The 15,142-nt window shown below is 69.9% G+C and carries 15 protein-coding genes and 1 rRNA gene; 3 read left to right on the top strand and 13 right to left on the bottom strand.

Going from position 1 to position 15,142, the window contains the following annotated elements; genetic code table 11:
• Positions 1-3: 3 nt before the first annotated feature.
• The 3 genes from AB0J04_RS14425 to AB0J04_RS14415 form a co-directional block, all read right to left on the bottom strand.
• Positions 4-1,728 (bottom strand): glutamyl-tRNA reductase, encoded by a 1,725-nt coding sequence (locus tag AB0J04_RS14425; protein ID WP_363168705.1) that lies wholly within the window; start codon positions 1,726-1,728, stop codon positions 4-6.
• Positions 1,725-2,489, bottom strand: a complete 765-nt coding sequence (locus tag AB0J04_RS14420) for a redox-sensing transcriptional repressor Rex (protein ID WP_363168703.1) — start codon at positions 2,487-2,489, stop codon at positions 1,725-1,727. Before AB0J04_RS14420 ends, AB0J04_RS14425 begins: the two co-directional genes overlap by 4 nt.
• A 261-nt stretch (positions 2,490-2,750) precedes the next feature.
• Positions 2,751-3,023 (bottom strand): glutaredoxin family protein, encoded by a 273-nt coding sequence (locus AB0J04_RS14415; protein WP_363168702.1) that lies wholly within the window; start codon positions 3,021-3,023, stop codon positions 2,751-2,753.
• Positions 3,024-3,125: 102 nt separating this feature from the next.
• On the opposite strand from AB0J04_RS14415, the gene AB0J04_RS14410 reads away from it, so the two are divergent.
• The 3 genes from AB0J04_RS14410 (at position 3,126) to AB0J04_RS14400 (ending at position 6,768) form a co-directional block, all read left to right on the top strand.
• Positions 3,126-4,073, top strand: a complete 948-nt coding sequence (locus tag AB0J04_RS14410; protein ID WP_363168701.1) for an HAD-IB family hydrolase — start codon at positions 3,126-3,128, stop codon at positions 4,071-4,073.
• A 403-nt stretch (positions 4,074-4,476) separates the two neighbouring features.
• Complete coding sequence (locus AB0J04_RS14405; RefSeq protein ID WP_363168700.1) at positions 4,477-5,253, top strand: ECF subfamily RNA polymerase sigma factor, BldN family; 777 nt, start codon at positions 4,477-4,479, stop codon at positions 5,251-5,253.
• A gap of 279 nt (positions 5,254-5,532) precedes the next feature.
• Entirely contained in the window at positions 5,533-6,768 is a 1,236-nt protein-coding gene (locus tag AB0J04_RS14400; RefSeq protein ID WP_363168699.1) for a DUF5667 domain-containing protein, read from the top strand.
• Positions 6,769-6,851: 83 nt separating this feature from the next.
• Here AB0J04_RS14400 and AB0J04_RS14395 read toward each other — a convergent pair whose 3' ends face one another.
• The 10 genes from AB0J04_RS14395 to rrf form a co-directional block, all read right to left on the bottom strand.
• Positions 6,852-7,913 carry a lysophospholipid acyltransferase family protein gene (locus tag AB0J04_RS14395; protein ID WP_363168698.1) on the bottom strand — a complete coding sequence of 354 codons (1,062 nt, stop codon included), beginning with the start codon at positions 7,911-7,913 and terminating at the stop codon, positions 6,852-6,854.
• Between the two features lie 14 nt (positions 7,914-7,927).
• Positions 7,928-9,019: an NAD-dependent epimerase/dehydratase family protein gene (locus AB0J04_RS14390; protein ID WP_363168697.1), complete on the bottom strand. Its 1,092-nt coding sequence runs from the start codon at positions 9,017-9,019 to the stop codon at positions 7,928-7,930.
• Positions 9,020-9,303: 284 nt separating this feature from the next.
• Positions 9,304-9,402, bottom strand: a complete 99-nt coding sequence (locus AB0J04_RS14385) for an AURKAIP1/COX24 domain-containing protein (protein ID WP_003948845.1) — start codon at positions 9,400-9,402, stop codon at positions 9,304-9,306.
• Between the two features lie 188 nt (positions 9,403-9,590).
• The gene (locus tag AB0J04_RS14380) at positions 9,591-9,803 is read right to left on the bottom strand and encodes a helix-turn-helix domain-containing protein (RefSeq protein ID WP_004984898.1); all 213 of its coding nucleotides are present in this window, start codon (positions 9,801-9,803) and stop codon (positions 9,591-9,593) included.
• Positions 9,804-9,937: 134 nt separating this feature from the next.
• The gene (locus AB0J04_RS14375; RefSeq protein ID WP_363168696.1) at positions 9,938-10,753 is read right to left on the bottom strand and encodes a phosphatase; all 816 of its coding nucleotides are present in this window, start codon (positions 10,751-10,753) and stop codon (positions 9,938-9,940) included.
• 267 nt (positions 10,754-11,020) lie between these two features.
• Positions 11,021-12,193 (bottom strand): acetoin utilization protein AcuC, encoded by a 1,173-nt coding sequence (locus AB0J04_RS14370; RefSeq protein WP_363168695.1) that lies wholly within the window; start codon positions 12,191-12,193, stop codon positions 11,021-11,023.
• Complete coding sequence (locus tag AB0J04_RS14365) at positions 12,144-13,364, bottom strand: MFS transporter (protein WP_363168694.1); 1,221 nt, start codon at positions 13,362-13,364, stop codon at positions 12,144-12,146. The genes AB0J04_RS14370 and AB0J04_RS14365 overlap by 50 nt, the downstream gene beginning before the upstream one ends.
• Positions 13,365-13,439: 75 nt before the next feature.
• Positions 13,440-14,171 carry a VC0807 family protein gene (locus AB0J04_RS14360; RefSeq protein WP_363168693.1) on the bottom strand — a complete coding sequence of 244 codons (732 nt, stop codon included), beginning with the start codon at positions 14,169-14,171 and terminating at the stop codon, positions 13,440-13,442.
• A gap of 81 nt (positions 14,172-14,252) precedes the next feature.
• Positions 14,253-14,897, bottom strand: coding sequence for an HAD family hydrolase (locus tag AB0J04_RS14355; RefSeq protein ID WP_363168692.1), 645 nt, complete (start codon positions 14,895-14,897; stop codon positions 14,253-14,255).
• A gap of 72 nt (positions 14,898-14,969) precedes the next feature.
• A 5S ribosomal RNA gene (gene rrf / locus AB0J04_RS14350) occupies positions 14,970-15,086 on the bottom strand.
• Between the last annotated feature and the right edge of the window lie 56 nt (positions 15,087-15,142).

The following is a 15,142-nucleotide window of genomic DNA, read 5'->3' as shown; positions in this document are numbered from 1 at the left end:
CGTTCATGCCGGCCCTCGGTTCTCTGCGTTCTTCTCGGTGCTGTCCTCGGCCCGGGACACGGCGGCCACCGATTCCGGGTCGAGGTCGAACAGGGTCCGCAGCGCGTCCGCGTACCCGGCGCCGCCGGGCTCGGCCGCGAGCTGCTTGACCCGTACGGTCGGCGCGTGCAGCAGCTTGTCGACGACCCGCTTCACGGTCTGCGTGATCTCGGCGCGGTGCTTGTCGTCCAGCCCGGGCAGCCGCCCGTCCAGCCGGGCGATCTCGCCCGCCACCACCTCGGCGGCCATGGCACGCAGCGCGACCACGGTCGGCGTGATGTGCGCGGCGCGCTGCGCGGCGCCGAACGCGGCGACCTCGTCGGCGACGATCCGCCGCACCTGGTCGACGTCGGCGGCCATCGGCGCGTCGGCCGAGGCCTCCGCCAGCGACTCGATGTCCACCAGCCGCACCCCGGCGAGCCGGTGCGCGGCCGCGTCGACGTCCCGCGGCATCGCGAGGTCGAGCAGGAAGAGCACGGGCTGCGGGCGGGCGACCGTGGGAACCGACTCGGGCCCACGGCGCTCGGGGATCCGGCCGACGGTGGCTGCCATCGCGGCGAGCGCGGTGATCAGCTCGGCGTCGGCCTCGGGGCTGCGGCGGGCGGCGAGCCGCCGGTCCACGGTCGCGTTGTCGACCCAGGCGGCGTGCTGCTCCAGCGTGGCCGCGTCCATGCCGGCCACGGCGGCCTCCCCCAGCACGGAGAACCCGGACGTCGACTGCACGGGCGCCTGCTGGACGGCGGCCAGATCGAGCGGACAGCCCTCATCGGTCCCGACGGAGGTCGGCGGCAGCGGCCGCACGTCGTCCGTCGAGAGAGCCTCGGCGTCGAAGGCGGCGGGCAGTCCCGTGCGGCCCTCGACGGCCGTCGCGACCGCCTCCGCCGTCAGGACCAGGCCCGTCGCCCCGGTACAGGAGACGGCCACATCGGCACGTGTCAGCTCGGCCGGCACCGATTCCATCGGTACCGCACGGGCCGACACGCCCGTGCGGTCCGCCTCGACGAGTATCTGGGCGAGCCGCTCGGCGCGGTCGAGGGTCCGGTTGGCGACGACGACCTCGGCGACCCCGGCGCGCGCGAGGGTGGCGGCGGCCAGCGAGGACATGGAACCGGCGCCTATGACGAGCGCCCGCTTGCCCCGCGCCCAGTCCTGCACGTCCCCGCCCGCGGCCAGCTGCTCCAGGCCGAAGGTGACCAGGGACTGCCCGGCGCGGTCGATGCCGGTCTCGGAGTGGGCGCGCTTGCCGACCCGCAGGGCCTGCTGGAACAGGTCGTTCAGCAGCCGCCCGGCGGTGTGCAGCTCCTGCGCCCGGGCCAGCGCGTCCTTGATCTGCCCGAGGATCTGCCCCTCGCCGACGACCATCGAGTCCAGCCCGCAGGCCACCGAGAAGAAGTGGTGGACGGCGCGGTCCTCGTAGTGCACGTAGAGGTAAGGGGTGAGCTCCTCCAGGCCGACGCCGCTGTGCTGGGCGAGCAGCGTGGACAGCTCGGCGACGCCCGCGTGGAACTTGTCCACGTCGGCGTACAGCTCGATCCGGTTGCAGGTCGCGAGGACGGCGGCCTCGGCGGCCGGCTCGGCGGCGACCGTGTCCTGGAGCAGCTTGAGCTGGGCGTCCGTGGACAGCGAGGCCCGCTCCAGCACGCTGACCGGTGCGCTGCGGTGGCTCAGCCCGACGACGAGGAGACTCATGCCGGCATCACGGCGGGTACGTCCCCGTCGGGCCCCTGGTCGGTGGAGTCGTCGCGGCTGACGGGCACGGCCGCGACGGCTTCGTTCGCCGCGGCCTCCTCGCCGGCCTTGCGCTGCTCGTGGAAGGCGAGGATCTGCAGCTCGATGGAGAGGTCGACCTTGCGCACGTCGACGCCGTCCGGCACGGACAGCACGGTCGGCGCGAAGTTCAGGATGGAGGTGACGCCGGCGGCCACGAGCCGGTCGCAGACCTGCTGGGCGACGGCCGGCGGAGTGGTGATCACTCCGATCGACACGCCGTTGTCGGAGATGATCTTCTCCAGGCCGTCGCTGTGCTGCACGGAGATCCCGGCGACCTGCTTCCCGGCCATCGCGTGATCGGCGTCGATGAGCGCCGCCACCCGGAATCCACGCGAGGCGAACCCGCCGTAGTTGGCCAGCGCCGCGCCGAGGTTACCGATGCCGACGATCACGACCGGCCAGTCCTGGGTGAGACCCAGCTCGCGGGAGATCTGGTAGACGAGATACTCGACGTCGTAGCCGACACCACGCGTTCCGTAAGAACCCAGGTAGGAGAAATCCTTGCGCAGCTTGGCGGAGTTGACCCCCGCCGCGGCCGCGAGCTCCTCGGAGGAGACCGTGGGCACCGAGCGCTCCGACAGTGCGGTCAGCGCGCGGAGGTACAGCGGAAGCCGGGCGACGGTGGCCTCGGGAATCCCTCGGCTACGGGTCGCCGGTCGGTGAGTTCGGCCAGTTGCCACGGTGCTCCTGCGGGTAGAGCGGGGCTGCAGGCGGTCACACGTACCCGGACCGCCCCGTCGAGTGCAGGCTATGTCTTTGTGAACGCGTGCACAAAGATGGTGTCCGATTTGCCCGCCCAACGTGACCGGGGTCACGCGCATCATTCCAGGGGGCAAAACCGTCACTCTCCTCGTGAATCCCGCCCCCGAGACAAAACCGCCATCGATCCTAAACGACGTTCGGTACATCCTTGTACTACATGGTCAGTTCGGCCAACCGGCTCACCCGGCAAGCTCCTTGCGCAGCCGCCCCTCGTCCACCCGCCAGAAGGTGTGCTGACGGCCGTCGACGAGAACCACCGGGATCTGCTCCCAGTACTGGTCGTACAGTTCCCGGTCCTCGGTGATGTCCTTCCGCTCCCAGGGCACGCCGAGTTCCGCGCAGACCTTTTCGATCACGAGCTCCGCGTCGTCGCACAGATGACAACCGGACTTGCGAATGAGAGTGACCGACCGCTCGCCCGGGTCGGCCTTACGTCGAAAGAGGGGACTCATACCGCTATTCTCGCGCTTCTTTAACGGCCCGGTCGCGGAGAGTTCACACCCTTCGAACCTCGCGCCTGCGGAACCGCCGAACAGACTGGCTATGCTCACGCCATGGCCGCTCTAGGATGGCTCACTCCCCGTAGGCGCTCCGCCACGGCGCGGAGCGTGTTGGCAGGCGAGGCCTCGGCGGAGGCAGCCCGCAAGTCCACGCAGGAAGCACAGGACGCGCTCGACACCCAGGACACCCTGGACGCTTCCGACCGGGAACCGCAGTTCCCCGTGCACGGCGACGCGCTGGCCGCCGCCTTCTTCGACCTCGACAACACCGTGATGCAGGGCGCCGCGCTCTTCCACTTCGGCCGCGGCCTGTACAAACGGAAGTTCTTCGAGACCCGCGACCTGGTCCGCTTCGCCTGGCAGCAGGCGTGGTTCCGGCTGGCCGGCGTCGAGGACCCCGAACACATGCAGGAGGCCCGCGACTCGGCGCTGTCGATCGTCCAGGGCCACCGCGTCGCCGAGCTGATGTCCATCGGCGAGGAGATCTACGACGAGTACATGGCCGAGCGCATCTGGCCGGGCACCCGCGCCCTCGCCCAGGCCCACCTGGACGCCGGCCAGAAGGTGTGGCTCGTCACAGCGGCCCCGGTCGAGATCGCCCAGGTGATCGCCCGCCGCCTCGGCCTCACCGGCGCGCTGGGCACGGTCGCGGAGTCGGTCGACGGCGTCTACACGGGCAAGCTGGTCGGCGAGCCGCTGCACGGCCCCGCGAAGGCGGAGGCGGTACGCGCACTGGCGGCGGCGGAGAACCTGGACCTCTCCCGCTGCGCGGCCTACAGCGACTCCCACAACGACATCCCGATGCTCTCCCTCGTCGGCCACCCCTACGCCATCAACCCCGACACCAAGCTCCGCAAGCACGCCCACAACCTCGACTGGCGGCTGCGCGACTACCGCACGGGCCGCAAGGCGGCGAAGGTCGGCATCCCGGCGGCGGCCGGCGTGGGCGCGGTGGCCGGCGGCACGGCAGCGGCGATCGCCCTGTCCCGCCGACGGCGGTAGCCCCCCGAGAGACACGAGAAGCGGCCGAGGCGGTTGTACGACCGCCCCGGCCGCTTTCGTCATGCCGCCCGACAACACCCCACACCCACGAGCAAACCCGGCCAATCCAACGGTCGTACCCGCGTAACCCCCCATCCAGTCATGTTGTCCGCGCACAGCCACAACACGCCCCGTACCGACCCGAAACTCGAACCGTTTCGATCAAGAATCGCTCACCCTACGCAACTTGATCGAGCGTCAATAGGCCACAGAAGCGACGTAATCGATGATTTGAGCAACTCGGTGTAGCAGGGCCTGCACGAAGCGTTATTCTCCTCAAACGCAATCCGGTACCCCTCCTGTCGCTACGACGGGTGAACGGTTCCGTACTGCACGTGATGGAAGCTCTGCCTCTGGGAGTCCCGTGTACCCACACGTCGGGGTTGACACCTCGGGCCTGGCTACGCTGCGCGCAACGGTCGCTACGGTCCAGGACCTGTTGCGCGGCTTCGTCCCCACCGCGTACGCCGTCCCCGCCTTCGCCGCCGTACCCGTCGGCCCGTGCTACGCACTGGCCGACGGCACCGCCGCGGTCGGCAGACGAGGACGCACGGCCGGCGCGCCCGCGGCCCGCCGACCGGCCGCCGACAGCGACAGCGCCCGGATGATGGACCTCGTCGAACGCGCCCAGGCCGGCGAGGCCGACGCATTCGGACGCCTGTACGACCAGTACAGCGACACGGTCTACCGCTACATCTACTACCGAGTGGGCGGCAAGGCGACCGCCGAGGACCTCACCAGCGAGACGTTCCTGCGCGCCCTGCGCCGCATCGGGACGTTCACCTGGCAGGGCCGCGACTTCGGCGCCTGGCTCGTCACCATCGCCCGCAACCTCGTCGCCGACCACTTCAAGTCGAGCCGCTTCCGGCTCGAGGTCACGACCGGCGAGATGCTCGACGCCAACGAGGTCGAGCGCTCACCCGAGGACTCCGTCCTGGAGTCCCTCTCCAACGCCGCGCTGCTGGACGCCGTGCGCCGGCTCAACCCCCAGCAACAGGAATGCGTGACCCTGCGCTTCCTCCAGGGCCTGTCCGTCGCCGAGACCGCGCGCGTGATGGGCAAGAACGAGGGCGCGATCAAGACCCTCCAGTACCGGGCCGTCCGCACGCTGGCCCGTCTCCTGCCGGAAGACGCCCGCTGACCCCGCCCCTTCCGCTCCCTTTCCGCCCTCCCCCCGCCCACAGCCGACGCCACACACTCCGTGACGCCAACTCACCTTCAGTGAAAGTCCGTTGCCTTCCCGATCGGATCATCCGCAGTCCGTAACCCAAGTGCCGCGCCAGTCGTTGTGCGGGATACAGGCTCCCTGCGGTCACCTCCCGGCCGACCCCGATCACTCGATCGTGTGGACCCGGCCGGGAACGTGCAACCCTCAGGACCCCCGGGGAGTCGACCGTCATGACGAGAGGAGGTGCCGCCAGTGATCGCGAACGTATCGGCGCACCGGCGGGCGAACGCCTTCGCCCAGGCCCTGGAGGAGCAGTCCGACCAGGGCACGGCGGCCGAGCAGACCGAAGGATCACCGCCGGCACCGGCCGCTGCGGACCAGACCGGGCAGGGCCAGCTACTGGCCCTCGCCACGAGTCTCGCCGAGCTGCCCAAGCCGGAGATGGACCCCGAGGTCAAGGTCGTCCAGCGGGCCCAGTTGGTCGCCGCAATGGAGGCCATGCTGCAGGCGGGTGCCGCGGGAGGCGAAGCGTCGGACCCTTCGGTGCCGGAGCAACGCTCCCACCGGGCCAGGGGCACTCACCGGGCCGGTCCCCTGGGCAAGTTCCGGCCACGTTCCCGCCTGGCCAAGGGCCTCACCGCGGGCGGCCTCAGCGTCGGCGTCGCGGCGGGCGCCTTCGGCGGCGTGGCCGCCGCGAGCTCCGACGCCCTCCCGGGCGACGGGCTCTACGGGTTGAAGCGCGGCATCGAGGACTTCAAGCTCAACATCCTGGCCGACGGCGACGACGATCGCGGACGCACATATCTCGACCAGGCCTCCACCCGGCTCAGCGAAGCCCGCCGGCTCATGGAACGGGGCCGCAGCGGCGACCTCGACCACGAGTCCCTCGGCGAGATCCGCCGCGCCCTGAACGGCATGCAGCACGACGCGTCGGAAGGCCACCGCCTGCTCCACGAGGCGTACGAACGCGACCCGAACTCCCTGGGCCCCATCCAGGCGCTGGACGCCTTCTCCCGCTCGCACCGCGAGGCCTGGGGCGCCCTGCGCGACCGCCTGCCGGTCCAGCTCGGCGACGTCAGTCAGCAGGTCTCGTCGGTCTTCGAAGCCATAGACGAAGAGGTCGCCCCGCTGCAGTCCCTCCTCCCGCAACCCCCCGCCCAGGGCGGCGGCACCCGCCAGGGCGGCCCCGGCTCGACGTCCACCGGCACCTCGGACACCGGCCACTCGACCGCTCCGGGCACCGGCGCCGACACCTCCGCCGGCGTCGGCAGCAGCACCGGCAGCCCCAGCAAGTCGTCCACGTCGGGCAGCACCGGCGACGACGGCCTCCTCGGCGGCAACACCGGCGGCCTGCTCGACCCCCCGAAGGACACCGACACCACCACCCCGACCGCCAACACCCCCACCACCCCACCCGACGTCACCCTCCCGCCCCTCCTCCCCGGTCTGCTCCCAGGCCTGGGCATCGACAGCGAGGACGCGGAGTAACACCAGCACGCAACGGCTGTGGGGGCGCCCTTCTGAGAAGGGCGCCCCCACAGCCGTACCGCTGAACGGGAAGAACACCTGAACTAGAAGAACACCGACCGCCGCTGCACCAAAAGCTTGTACAGCGTGTGCTGAATCTGCTCCCGCACCTGGTCGGTCAGATTGAACATCAACATCGGGTCCTCCGCCGCCTCCGGCGGGAAACCGTCCGTCGCAATGGGCTCGCCGAACTGAATCGTCCACTTCGTCGGCAACGGAATACCGCCCAACGGACCCAACCACGGAAAGGTCGGCGTCAGCGGGAAGTAAGGGAAGCCCAGCACCCGCGCCAGAGTCTTCGCGTTGCCGATCATCGGGTAGATCTCCTCCGCCCCGACGATCGAGCAGGGGATGATCGGAGCGCCCTGCCGCAGGGCCGTGGAGACGAAGCCGCCCCGGCCGAACCGCTGCAGCTTGTAGCGCTCGCTGAAGGGCTTCCCGATGCCCTTGAAGCCCTCCGGCATCACCCCGACCACCTCGCCCTGCGCCAGGAGCCGTTCGGCGTCCTCCGCGCAGGCAAGGGTGTGCCCGAGCTTGCGGGCCAGCTCGTTGACCACCGGCAGCATGAACACGAGGTCGGCGGCGAGGAGACGCAGATGCCGTCCCGCGGGGTGATGGTCGTGGACGGCGACCTGCATCATCAGGCCGTCCATCGGGACCGTCCCGGAGTGGTTGGCGACGATCAGCGCGCCCCCCTCCGCCGGGATGTTCTCGACGCCCTTGACCTCGACCCGGAAGTACTTCTCGTACAACGGCCGCAGCAGCGACATCAGGACCTGGTCGGTCAGTTCCTCGTCGTAGCCGAAGTCGTCGACCTCGTAGTCGCCCGTGAGGCGTCGGCGCAGGAAGGACAGCCCGCCCGCGATCCGCCGCTCAAGGCCGCCCCCGTCCTCGCCCGGCCGTTCCTCACCCGTCACAGGAACATCATCCTGCCCAATCGCCCTGGTGGGCAGGGGCTGGACCTCACCGACCTCGCCGATCTCCCTGACCGGCGCGGGCTCGCCGTTCCTGCGCCGGCTCCCCGCGCCCCGGCGGCGGGGCGGCCGAGGCACGGCGCTCCCCCGGGTCCGGTCGTCGTCGAACGGAATGACCTTGGCGTCCGCCATCGTTGATGCGCTCCTCAGTTGGCGCTCTGCGTCGGGGGGTGGGCCGGCCGCCGGGCCGGGGACCGCCCGCCGCCCGGCAGCGGCAGCGACACCGCGGCGATCCGGTCGACCGCCCCGGCGACGGCCTCGGGCGGCAACAGTCCGGGTCCGTGACTGCGCGCGAACTCCGCGAACGTCTCGGCCGTGGTGTATCGGGGCGTGAACCCCAGCGTCTCGCGCATCTGGACCGTCGACACAACCCGGCCGTGGGTGAGCAGCCGGATCTGCTCGGGCGAGAAGTCCGTCATGCCGAGCGTACGCACCAGGGACCCCGCCCAGGTGACGGCCGGCAGCAGCAGCGGCACCGTGGGCCGCCCGAGCCGCCGCGAACACTGCGACAGCAACAGCGCGCCGTCACCGGCGATGTTGAAGGTGCCGCTGTTGAGCGTGCCCCGCTCCGGATCGTGCGAGGCGATCCGCAGCACCTCGATCACGTCGTCCTCGTGGACGAACTGCAGCCGGGGGTCGTAGCCGAACACGGTCGGCAGGACGGGCAGCGAGAAGTATGAGGCGAGCGGCGTCTCGGCGGTGGGCCCGAGGATGTTGGCGAACCGCAGCACGCACACGGCGACGTCGGGCCGCCGCCGGGCGAAGCCCCGCACGTATCCCTCCACCTCGACGGTGTCCTTCGCGAAGCCGCCGCTGGGCAACGACTTGGCCGGCGTGGTCTCGGTGAACACGGCGGGATCACGCGGCGCGGACCCGTACACGTTCGTACTGGACTTCACGACGAGCCGCTTCACGTTCGGCGACTTCTGACACGCCCCGAGCAGCTGCATGGTCCCGATGACGTTGGTCTCCTTGACCGTGGTCCGGCTGCCGCTGCCCAGCGCGGTCGCCGTCACGTCCAGGTGGACGACCGTGTCCGCGCCGGTCTCGGCGAGGACCCGCGCGATGGTGGGCTGCCGGATGTCGGCCTGGATGAAGTCGGCGCCCCCGAGATGGTGCTCGGGCCGCACGGCGTCCACGGCGACCACCCGGTCGACCTGTGGGTCACGCTGGATCCGACGCACGAACCGGCCCCCCAGCTGACGGGCCACTCCGGTAACGAGCACGACCTTCCCCAAGATCAGCGCCTTCCTTCCGTCCTGGAACCGCTGCCGCCCTGCCGAGTTCCCCGTCTGCGGGCCAACTTAGCGGGTCGGTGTTGCGCTGTGATGACCGCCCGATGCACGAGGTGACCAGAACGTGCGGTCGTACGCCCAGATCAGCCACGGTGGCCGTCCAGGCATACGCACGGCGTTCAGCCGACCGCACGACCCGTGCACATACGTGTGGCCCCCCACCGATAACACGATGGGGGGCCACACGACGCCAACGCGGCTCGCGTCGCGCGAAGTAAGACGTGCGCTTACTTCTTGTTGCGACGCTGAACGCGGGTGCGCTTCAGCAGCTTGCGGTGCTTCTTCTTGGCCATCCGCTTGCGCCGCTTCTTGATAACAGAGCCCACGACTACCCTCGCTCACTTCTCATCACTCGGTGCTGGGCGCCATGGGCCCATACGACCTACGAGGGGCTAGCCTACCCGCCCGCGGGCTGAGGTCGTAATCGAGGGGCTGGAGGGGCCCGAGACGGCCCTGAGGCCGGCCCCCTCCAGCCGGGAGCCCGCCCTGCGGACAGGCCCCGGGACCTCGGCCGTCAGGCGGTTTCCACCCCCACGTAGCTCTCGCGGAGGTACTCGTGAACCGCTTGCTCGGGGACGCGGAAGGACCGCCCCACCCGAATCGCGGGCAGATGACCACTGTGCACCAGCCGGTACACGGTCATCTTCGACACTCGCATCACCGAGGCGACTTCCGCCACGGTAAGGAACTGAACCTCGTTCAGAGGCCTCTCGCCAGCTGCAGCCATGACACACCTGAACCTTCCGCACTCGACTCTTCGGCCACCGGCTTCCCCTTCCGGTGACTCTTCGTCGCTGCGTGCTCACTCCCCAATGTAGGGGCGGGTGATGCGAGTGGGGAAGAGGTGCACCCATCAGCGGCCTACTGTGACAGACACGCTCGATTGAGTACGTAGCGGGTCAGCGGCCTGTAGTAACCGGACCGCACAGCGTCATCAAGTGGAACGACCACGGAGACGATCCCCTCGGCCTCCCCCACGAACAGCGCGGGGTCGTCGGTGTCCGCCAGTCCGACGGCCTCGAACCCCAGCTGACCTGCCCCGCAGACCCACCCGTGGTCCCCGATCACCAGCTCGGGCAACGGCCCCCCGCCCTCCGCGGCAGCCGCGAGAGCGACCCGAACCGGCAGCGGAGAATGGCTGTGCGCACCGGTCGCACAACCGGCGCGTTCGACCCCGGCCTCCCGGACGACCGCGACCCCCCGTACGTAATCAAGGTTGTGCGTACGTAGACCGAACCGGGTCGTTATGTCGACACGGTGACCCTGCGCCGGGGTGAGAACATCACATCCCGCCGCCGACAAAGCGTCCGCAAGACCGGCGTAGAACCCCAGCAGCCGATGGGGATGCCCGGTGCCGAGGAGCACGGGAGCACCACGCTGGGCAACCGAGGCGAGCCGCTCCGCGAACGCGTCGAGCGCGGCGACCGTCCGCTCGGGATCGATCACATCATGCCCCGACACGCATCCAGGATCGGCCGAAACCCCGCACTTGTCCGCCATCAACGCGATCAGATCCCGCTGACCCCAACTCCATTCAGGATCAAGCCCGATCAACACCCGAGGATCCCGAGCAGCGAACAGCCGATAACTCCGCAGACTCTCCTCCCGCGAGGTGGCCACCACCCCGGCCAGCCGCGCAGCAAGCAGATGTGCCCGAAGGGCCTCGGTACTCAACACACGTCGATGCTGACGCCCGAGAAGCAGTTCCGGGCCGGAAACGGGACCAACACAGCACCCTTGGCCTAACCGACTCAGCCCATCCGGGGCGCCCCTTCTGGGGGAGCTCGAGGACGAGGCCGGCCAGGCCGAAAGGGGGTCTGCGGGCACAGCCCCCAGGGCCGGCCACCCCTACCCGCACACTCCCGCCGCGCCCCACCCGCACGCTCCCGCCGCGCCCCACCCGCACACTCCCGCCGCGCCGCGCCGCGCCGCGCCGCCAGAGGCTTACGCCAGCAGCCCCCGCAACGGAAACACCGCCCGCCGAGTAGCCAACACAGCCTGATCCAGCCGATCCGCAGGGTCGTACCCGGCGTCCCACGCCTCCCACCCCACAGGCCACCGCCCGTCCGTCATCCGCCCCGGCCCCAACTGCCGCGTACGAGCGAACACCTCCTGCCGCCAACTCTCCGGAATCACCGTCTCCGGAGCCACCGGCACCCCCGCCACCACCCCGACCAGATGCGCCCACGACCGCGGCACCACCTCCACCACCGCATAGCCGCCCCCGCCCAACGCGACCCACTTCCCCCCGGCGTACTCGTGCGCCAGCTCATGACAGGCCACCTGCACAGCCCGCTGCGCGTCGAGCGACACCGCGAGATGCGCCAGCGGATCCTCGAAGTGCGTATCGGCCCCGTGCTGGGTCACCAGCACATCAGGCCGAAAGTCGGCGATCAGCTCCGGCACCACCGCGTGGAACGCCCGCAGCCACCCCGCGTCCCCGGTCCCCGCCGGCAGAGCCACGTTCACCGCGGACCCCTCCCCCGCCCCGGCCCCGGTCTCCTCGGGCCACCCGGTCTGCGGGAACAACGTCCGAGGATGCTCGTGCAACGAGATCGTCAGAACGCGCGGATCCTCCCAGAACGCCGCCTGCACCCCGTCCCCGTGATGCACGTCCACGTCCACATACGCGACCCGCTCGGCCCCCAGCTCCAACAACCGGGCGATGGCCAGCGACGCGTCGTTGTAGATGCAGAACCCCGACGCGCCCCCCGGCATCGCGTGATGCAGGCCGCCCGAGAAGTTCACCGCGTGCAGCGCGTCCCCGCGCCACACGGCCTCCGCCGCCCCCACCGAGAGCCCGGCGATGAGCGCGGACACCTCGTGCATCCCCGCGAAGGCCGGATCGTCCATCGTCCCCAGCCCGTACGACTGGTCCGCCGCCCCCGGCTCCGCCGACGCCGCCTTGACGGCCTCGACGTAGTCCTCCCGGTGCACCAGGCGCAACGTCGACTCCCCGGCGGGCTTCGCCGCGACGACGTCCATCTCCCGATCGAGCCCCAGGGCACGGACCAGCCTCCGGGTCAGATCCAGCCGGACCGGATCCATCGGATGCTCGGGCCCGAAGTCATAGCCCGTTACTGCCTCGTCCCACATCAGCTGTGCGCGGCCGCTCATGCCCGCCACCGTATCGGTCCGGTTGAGCGGCGAACGACCGGGCGTACACCAACGTCACCAGCACCAACACCATCGGCACCGCCATCGCCCCCCGGTAGCTCCAGGCATCCCCGAGCGCCCCCACCAACGGCGAACCGACCAGGAAGCCGACGTAATTGAAGATATTCAGCCGGGCGATCGCCGCATCCGAAGCCCCCGGGAACAACCGCCCCGCCGCCGCGAACGTCTGCGGCACCAGCACACACAGCCCGAGCCCCACCAACGTGAACCCCAGCATCCCCACCCACGCCCCGGGCGCGACGGCCACCACCGCGAATCCCGCGGCCGCCACCACGGCCCCCAGCCGCACCACCGCCGCGGCCCCGAACCGCCGCACCCCGACATCCCCTATGGCCCGCCCCAGCAGCGTGGTCACCATGTAGACGTTGTACGGGACGGTCGCCAGCTGCTCCGAACTCCCCAGCACGTCCTGCAGATACTTCGCACTCCAGTTGGAGACCGTCGAGTCCCCGATATAGGCGAAGGCCATCACCAGACACAGCGGCAGCAACAACTTGAAGCCGACACCCGACTGCGCTTCGGCGCCACTCCCGTCCTCCGCACCGGCCTCCGAGCCCCCGTCGACATACCAACGGCTCCCCACGAGAGCGACGGGCAGCAACACCGCCACCACCGGCAGATACGACACCCAGAGCGCGAGATGCCAGTGCGCCCCCACCCATGCCAGCGAGGCCCCCACGATCCCGCCCAGGCTGAACACCGCATGGAAACTGAGCATGATGCTGCGCCCGTACGCCCGCTGAAGACTGACCCCGAGCATGTTCATCGAGGCGTCCAGCGCCCCCACGGCGAGCCCGAAGACGGCCAGGGCGATCCCCAACTCGGGCAGTCCCCGCCCCGCCCCTACCGCGAGCAGCGCCAGCAGCACCACCGGCTGGGACCAGCGCAGCACCCGGCTGGGCGGTATCCGCTTCACCAACTGCTCGGTCGTCACACTCCCGACCCCGGCCAGGATGGGCACGGCGGCGAGGAAGACGGGCAGTAGCGCGTCCGAGACCCCGTACCGGTCCTGGATGGCCGGTATCCGGGTCACGAGCAGAGCGAAGGCGACTCCCTGCGCGAAGAAGCTGAACGCCAAAGAGGCCCTACCGCGCCGCAGCACATCTGTCATGGCGGCGAGCGTAGGGCCCCGGCGTACTCGTGGGTAGATCCAGCCAAAGATGAATTCTCCTCAGCTTTCCCGGCCTCACCGGGCGAGGGCGACCTCAGCCCTCCCGACCTCGGCCTCAGCAGCCTCTCCGGCCGCCGCATCGAACGCCTCGAACCTGACCATCGCCTCCATCGGCCCGGCCCCGAGCGCCCCACCGAGCCCGACCCCCAGACCGATCGCCACGACCATCACCACCGACCCGAGCCACACCATCGTGTCCACCGGCACGGTGTACGCCCCCACGACCCGTACGACGCACTCCGCGAGCAGCACCACACCCCACACGGTCGAGAAGGCCCGCTCCCGCCTCCCGAAGTCCGCCGACGCGACCGACGCCCCGCTCTCCAGCCGCTCCCAGGCAGCCTCCCTGACCGCGTCGCCCTTCACCAGGAACGGCTTGAGCCCCGCGGTCATCATCGGCCTCCCCAACGCCACGGAGACCAGGATCCCGATCCCGACCGTGCTGCTGACCCCGCTGTCCTTGGCCAGCATCAGCCGCGGATCCCCGGAGAGAAAGCTGAGCACCAGCCCGACGACGTTGACGACGAGGATGAGCCCCGCGAGCCCGTTGACCGTCCGTTCCCTGACCGCGCTCCACAGCGTCCGCCCGGCCGGCACGACACTGCTCCAGGCGAGAGCGGCGAAGGTGCTCATCCCGAACGCGCTCTTGAACAGGTAGTACGACCCGAGCGGCACCGCAACGTCCACGATGAGCGGGGTGAAGGCATTCAGCTTCTGGTGCCGGCTCTTGTGCTGGTTCGTCGTCATGCCCTCAGCTTCGCCGCCGGCACGGGTCCCCCAGTAGAAACGATCGTCCGGAGCTACGCATGACAAATGTCAGGCCGCCGGTCAGATCAACAGGTCGGCCAACTCCCCCATGCCGGAGAAGAGTTGAGTGGCGCCCGCCAGCTTCGCAGCCGGCGTCATCGCGGTGAACCCGTACACGTCCATCCCGGCCGCCACAGCCGCCCTCACCCCCAGCGGACTGTCCTCGACGACCACACACCGCTCCGGAGCCACCCCCATCCGCTCAGCCGCGTGCAGGAAGAGATCCGGAGCCGGCTTCCCCTTCCCGACATCCTGCGAGCTGAAGATCCGCGACTCGTCGAACCACCGGTCGAGCCCCGTCTTCCAATGCCCCACCCGAATCCGCTCATGGCTCCCGGACGAGGCCACGCAGTACGGGACCCCGTCCGCGGCCAGTTTCGCGAGAACGTCCACGGCGCCCGGCACCGGCTCCAACTCCCGCTCGAATGCCGCGAACACCCGCCGGTGAAAGGTGTCGTCGAACTCCGCCGGCAACCGCTCCCCCGTACGTTCCTGCACCAGGTCGTGGATCCGGTGCATGGCAGAGCCCATGTAGTCCCGGATGGAGTCCTCGTAGGAGGTGGGATGCCCGAGCTCGGTCAGATAGCCGGCCAGCAGCCGGTTGGAGATCGGCTCGCTGTCCACGAGGACACCGTCGTTGTCGAAGATCACCAGGTCGTAGCGCATGACTAGACCCTAAACGAGCCTGAATGCAGAAAACCCCCGCACCTGATGGTGCGGGGGTCTCCCGTAATATTTGTTCGGCGGTGTCCTACTCTCCCACAGGGTCCCCCCTGCAGTACCATCGGCGCTGTAAGGCTTAGCTTCCGGGTTCGGAATGTAACCGGGCGTTTCCCTCACGCTATGACCACCGAAACACTATGAAACTGTGAATCTGCCGCACCATACCGTGACCATGGCATGGGGCCGTT

The sequence above is a fragment of the Streptomyces sp. NPDC050263 genome (assembly GCF_040655955.1).
Lineage (GTDB): Bacteria > Actinomycetota > Actinomycetes > Streptomycetales > Streptomycetaceae > Streptomyces.
The sequence above is the reverse complement of the archived record's forward strand: the minus strand, read 5'-3'. Positions and strand labels throughout refer to the sequence as shown.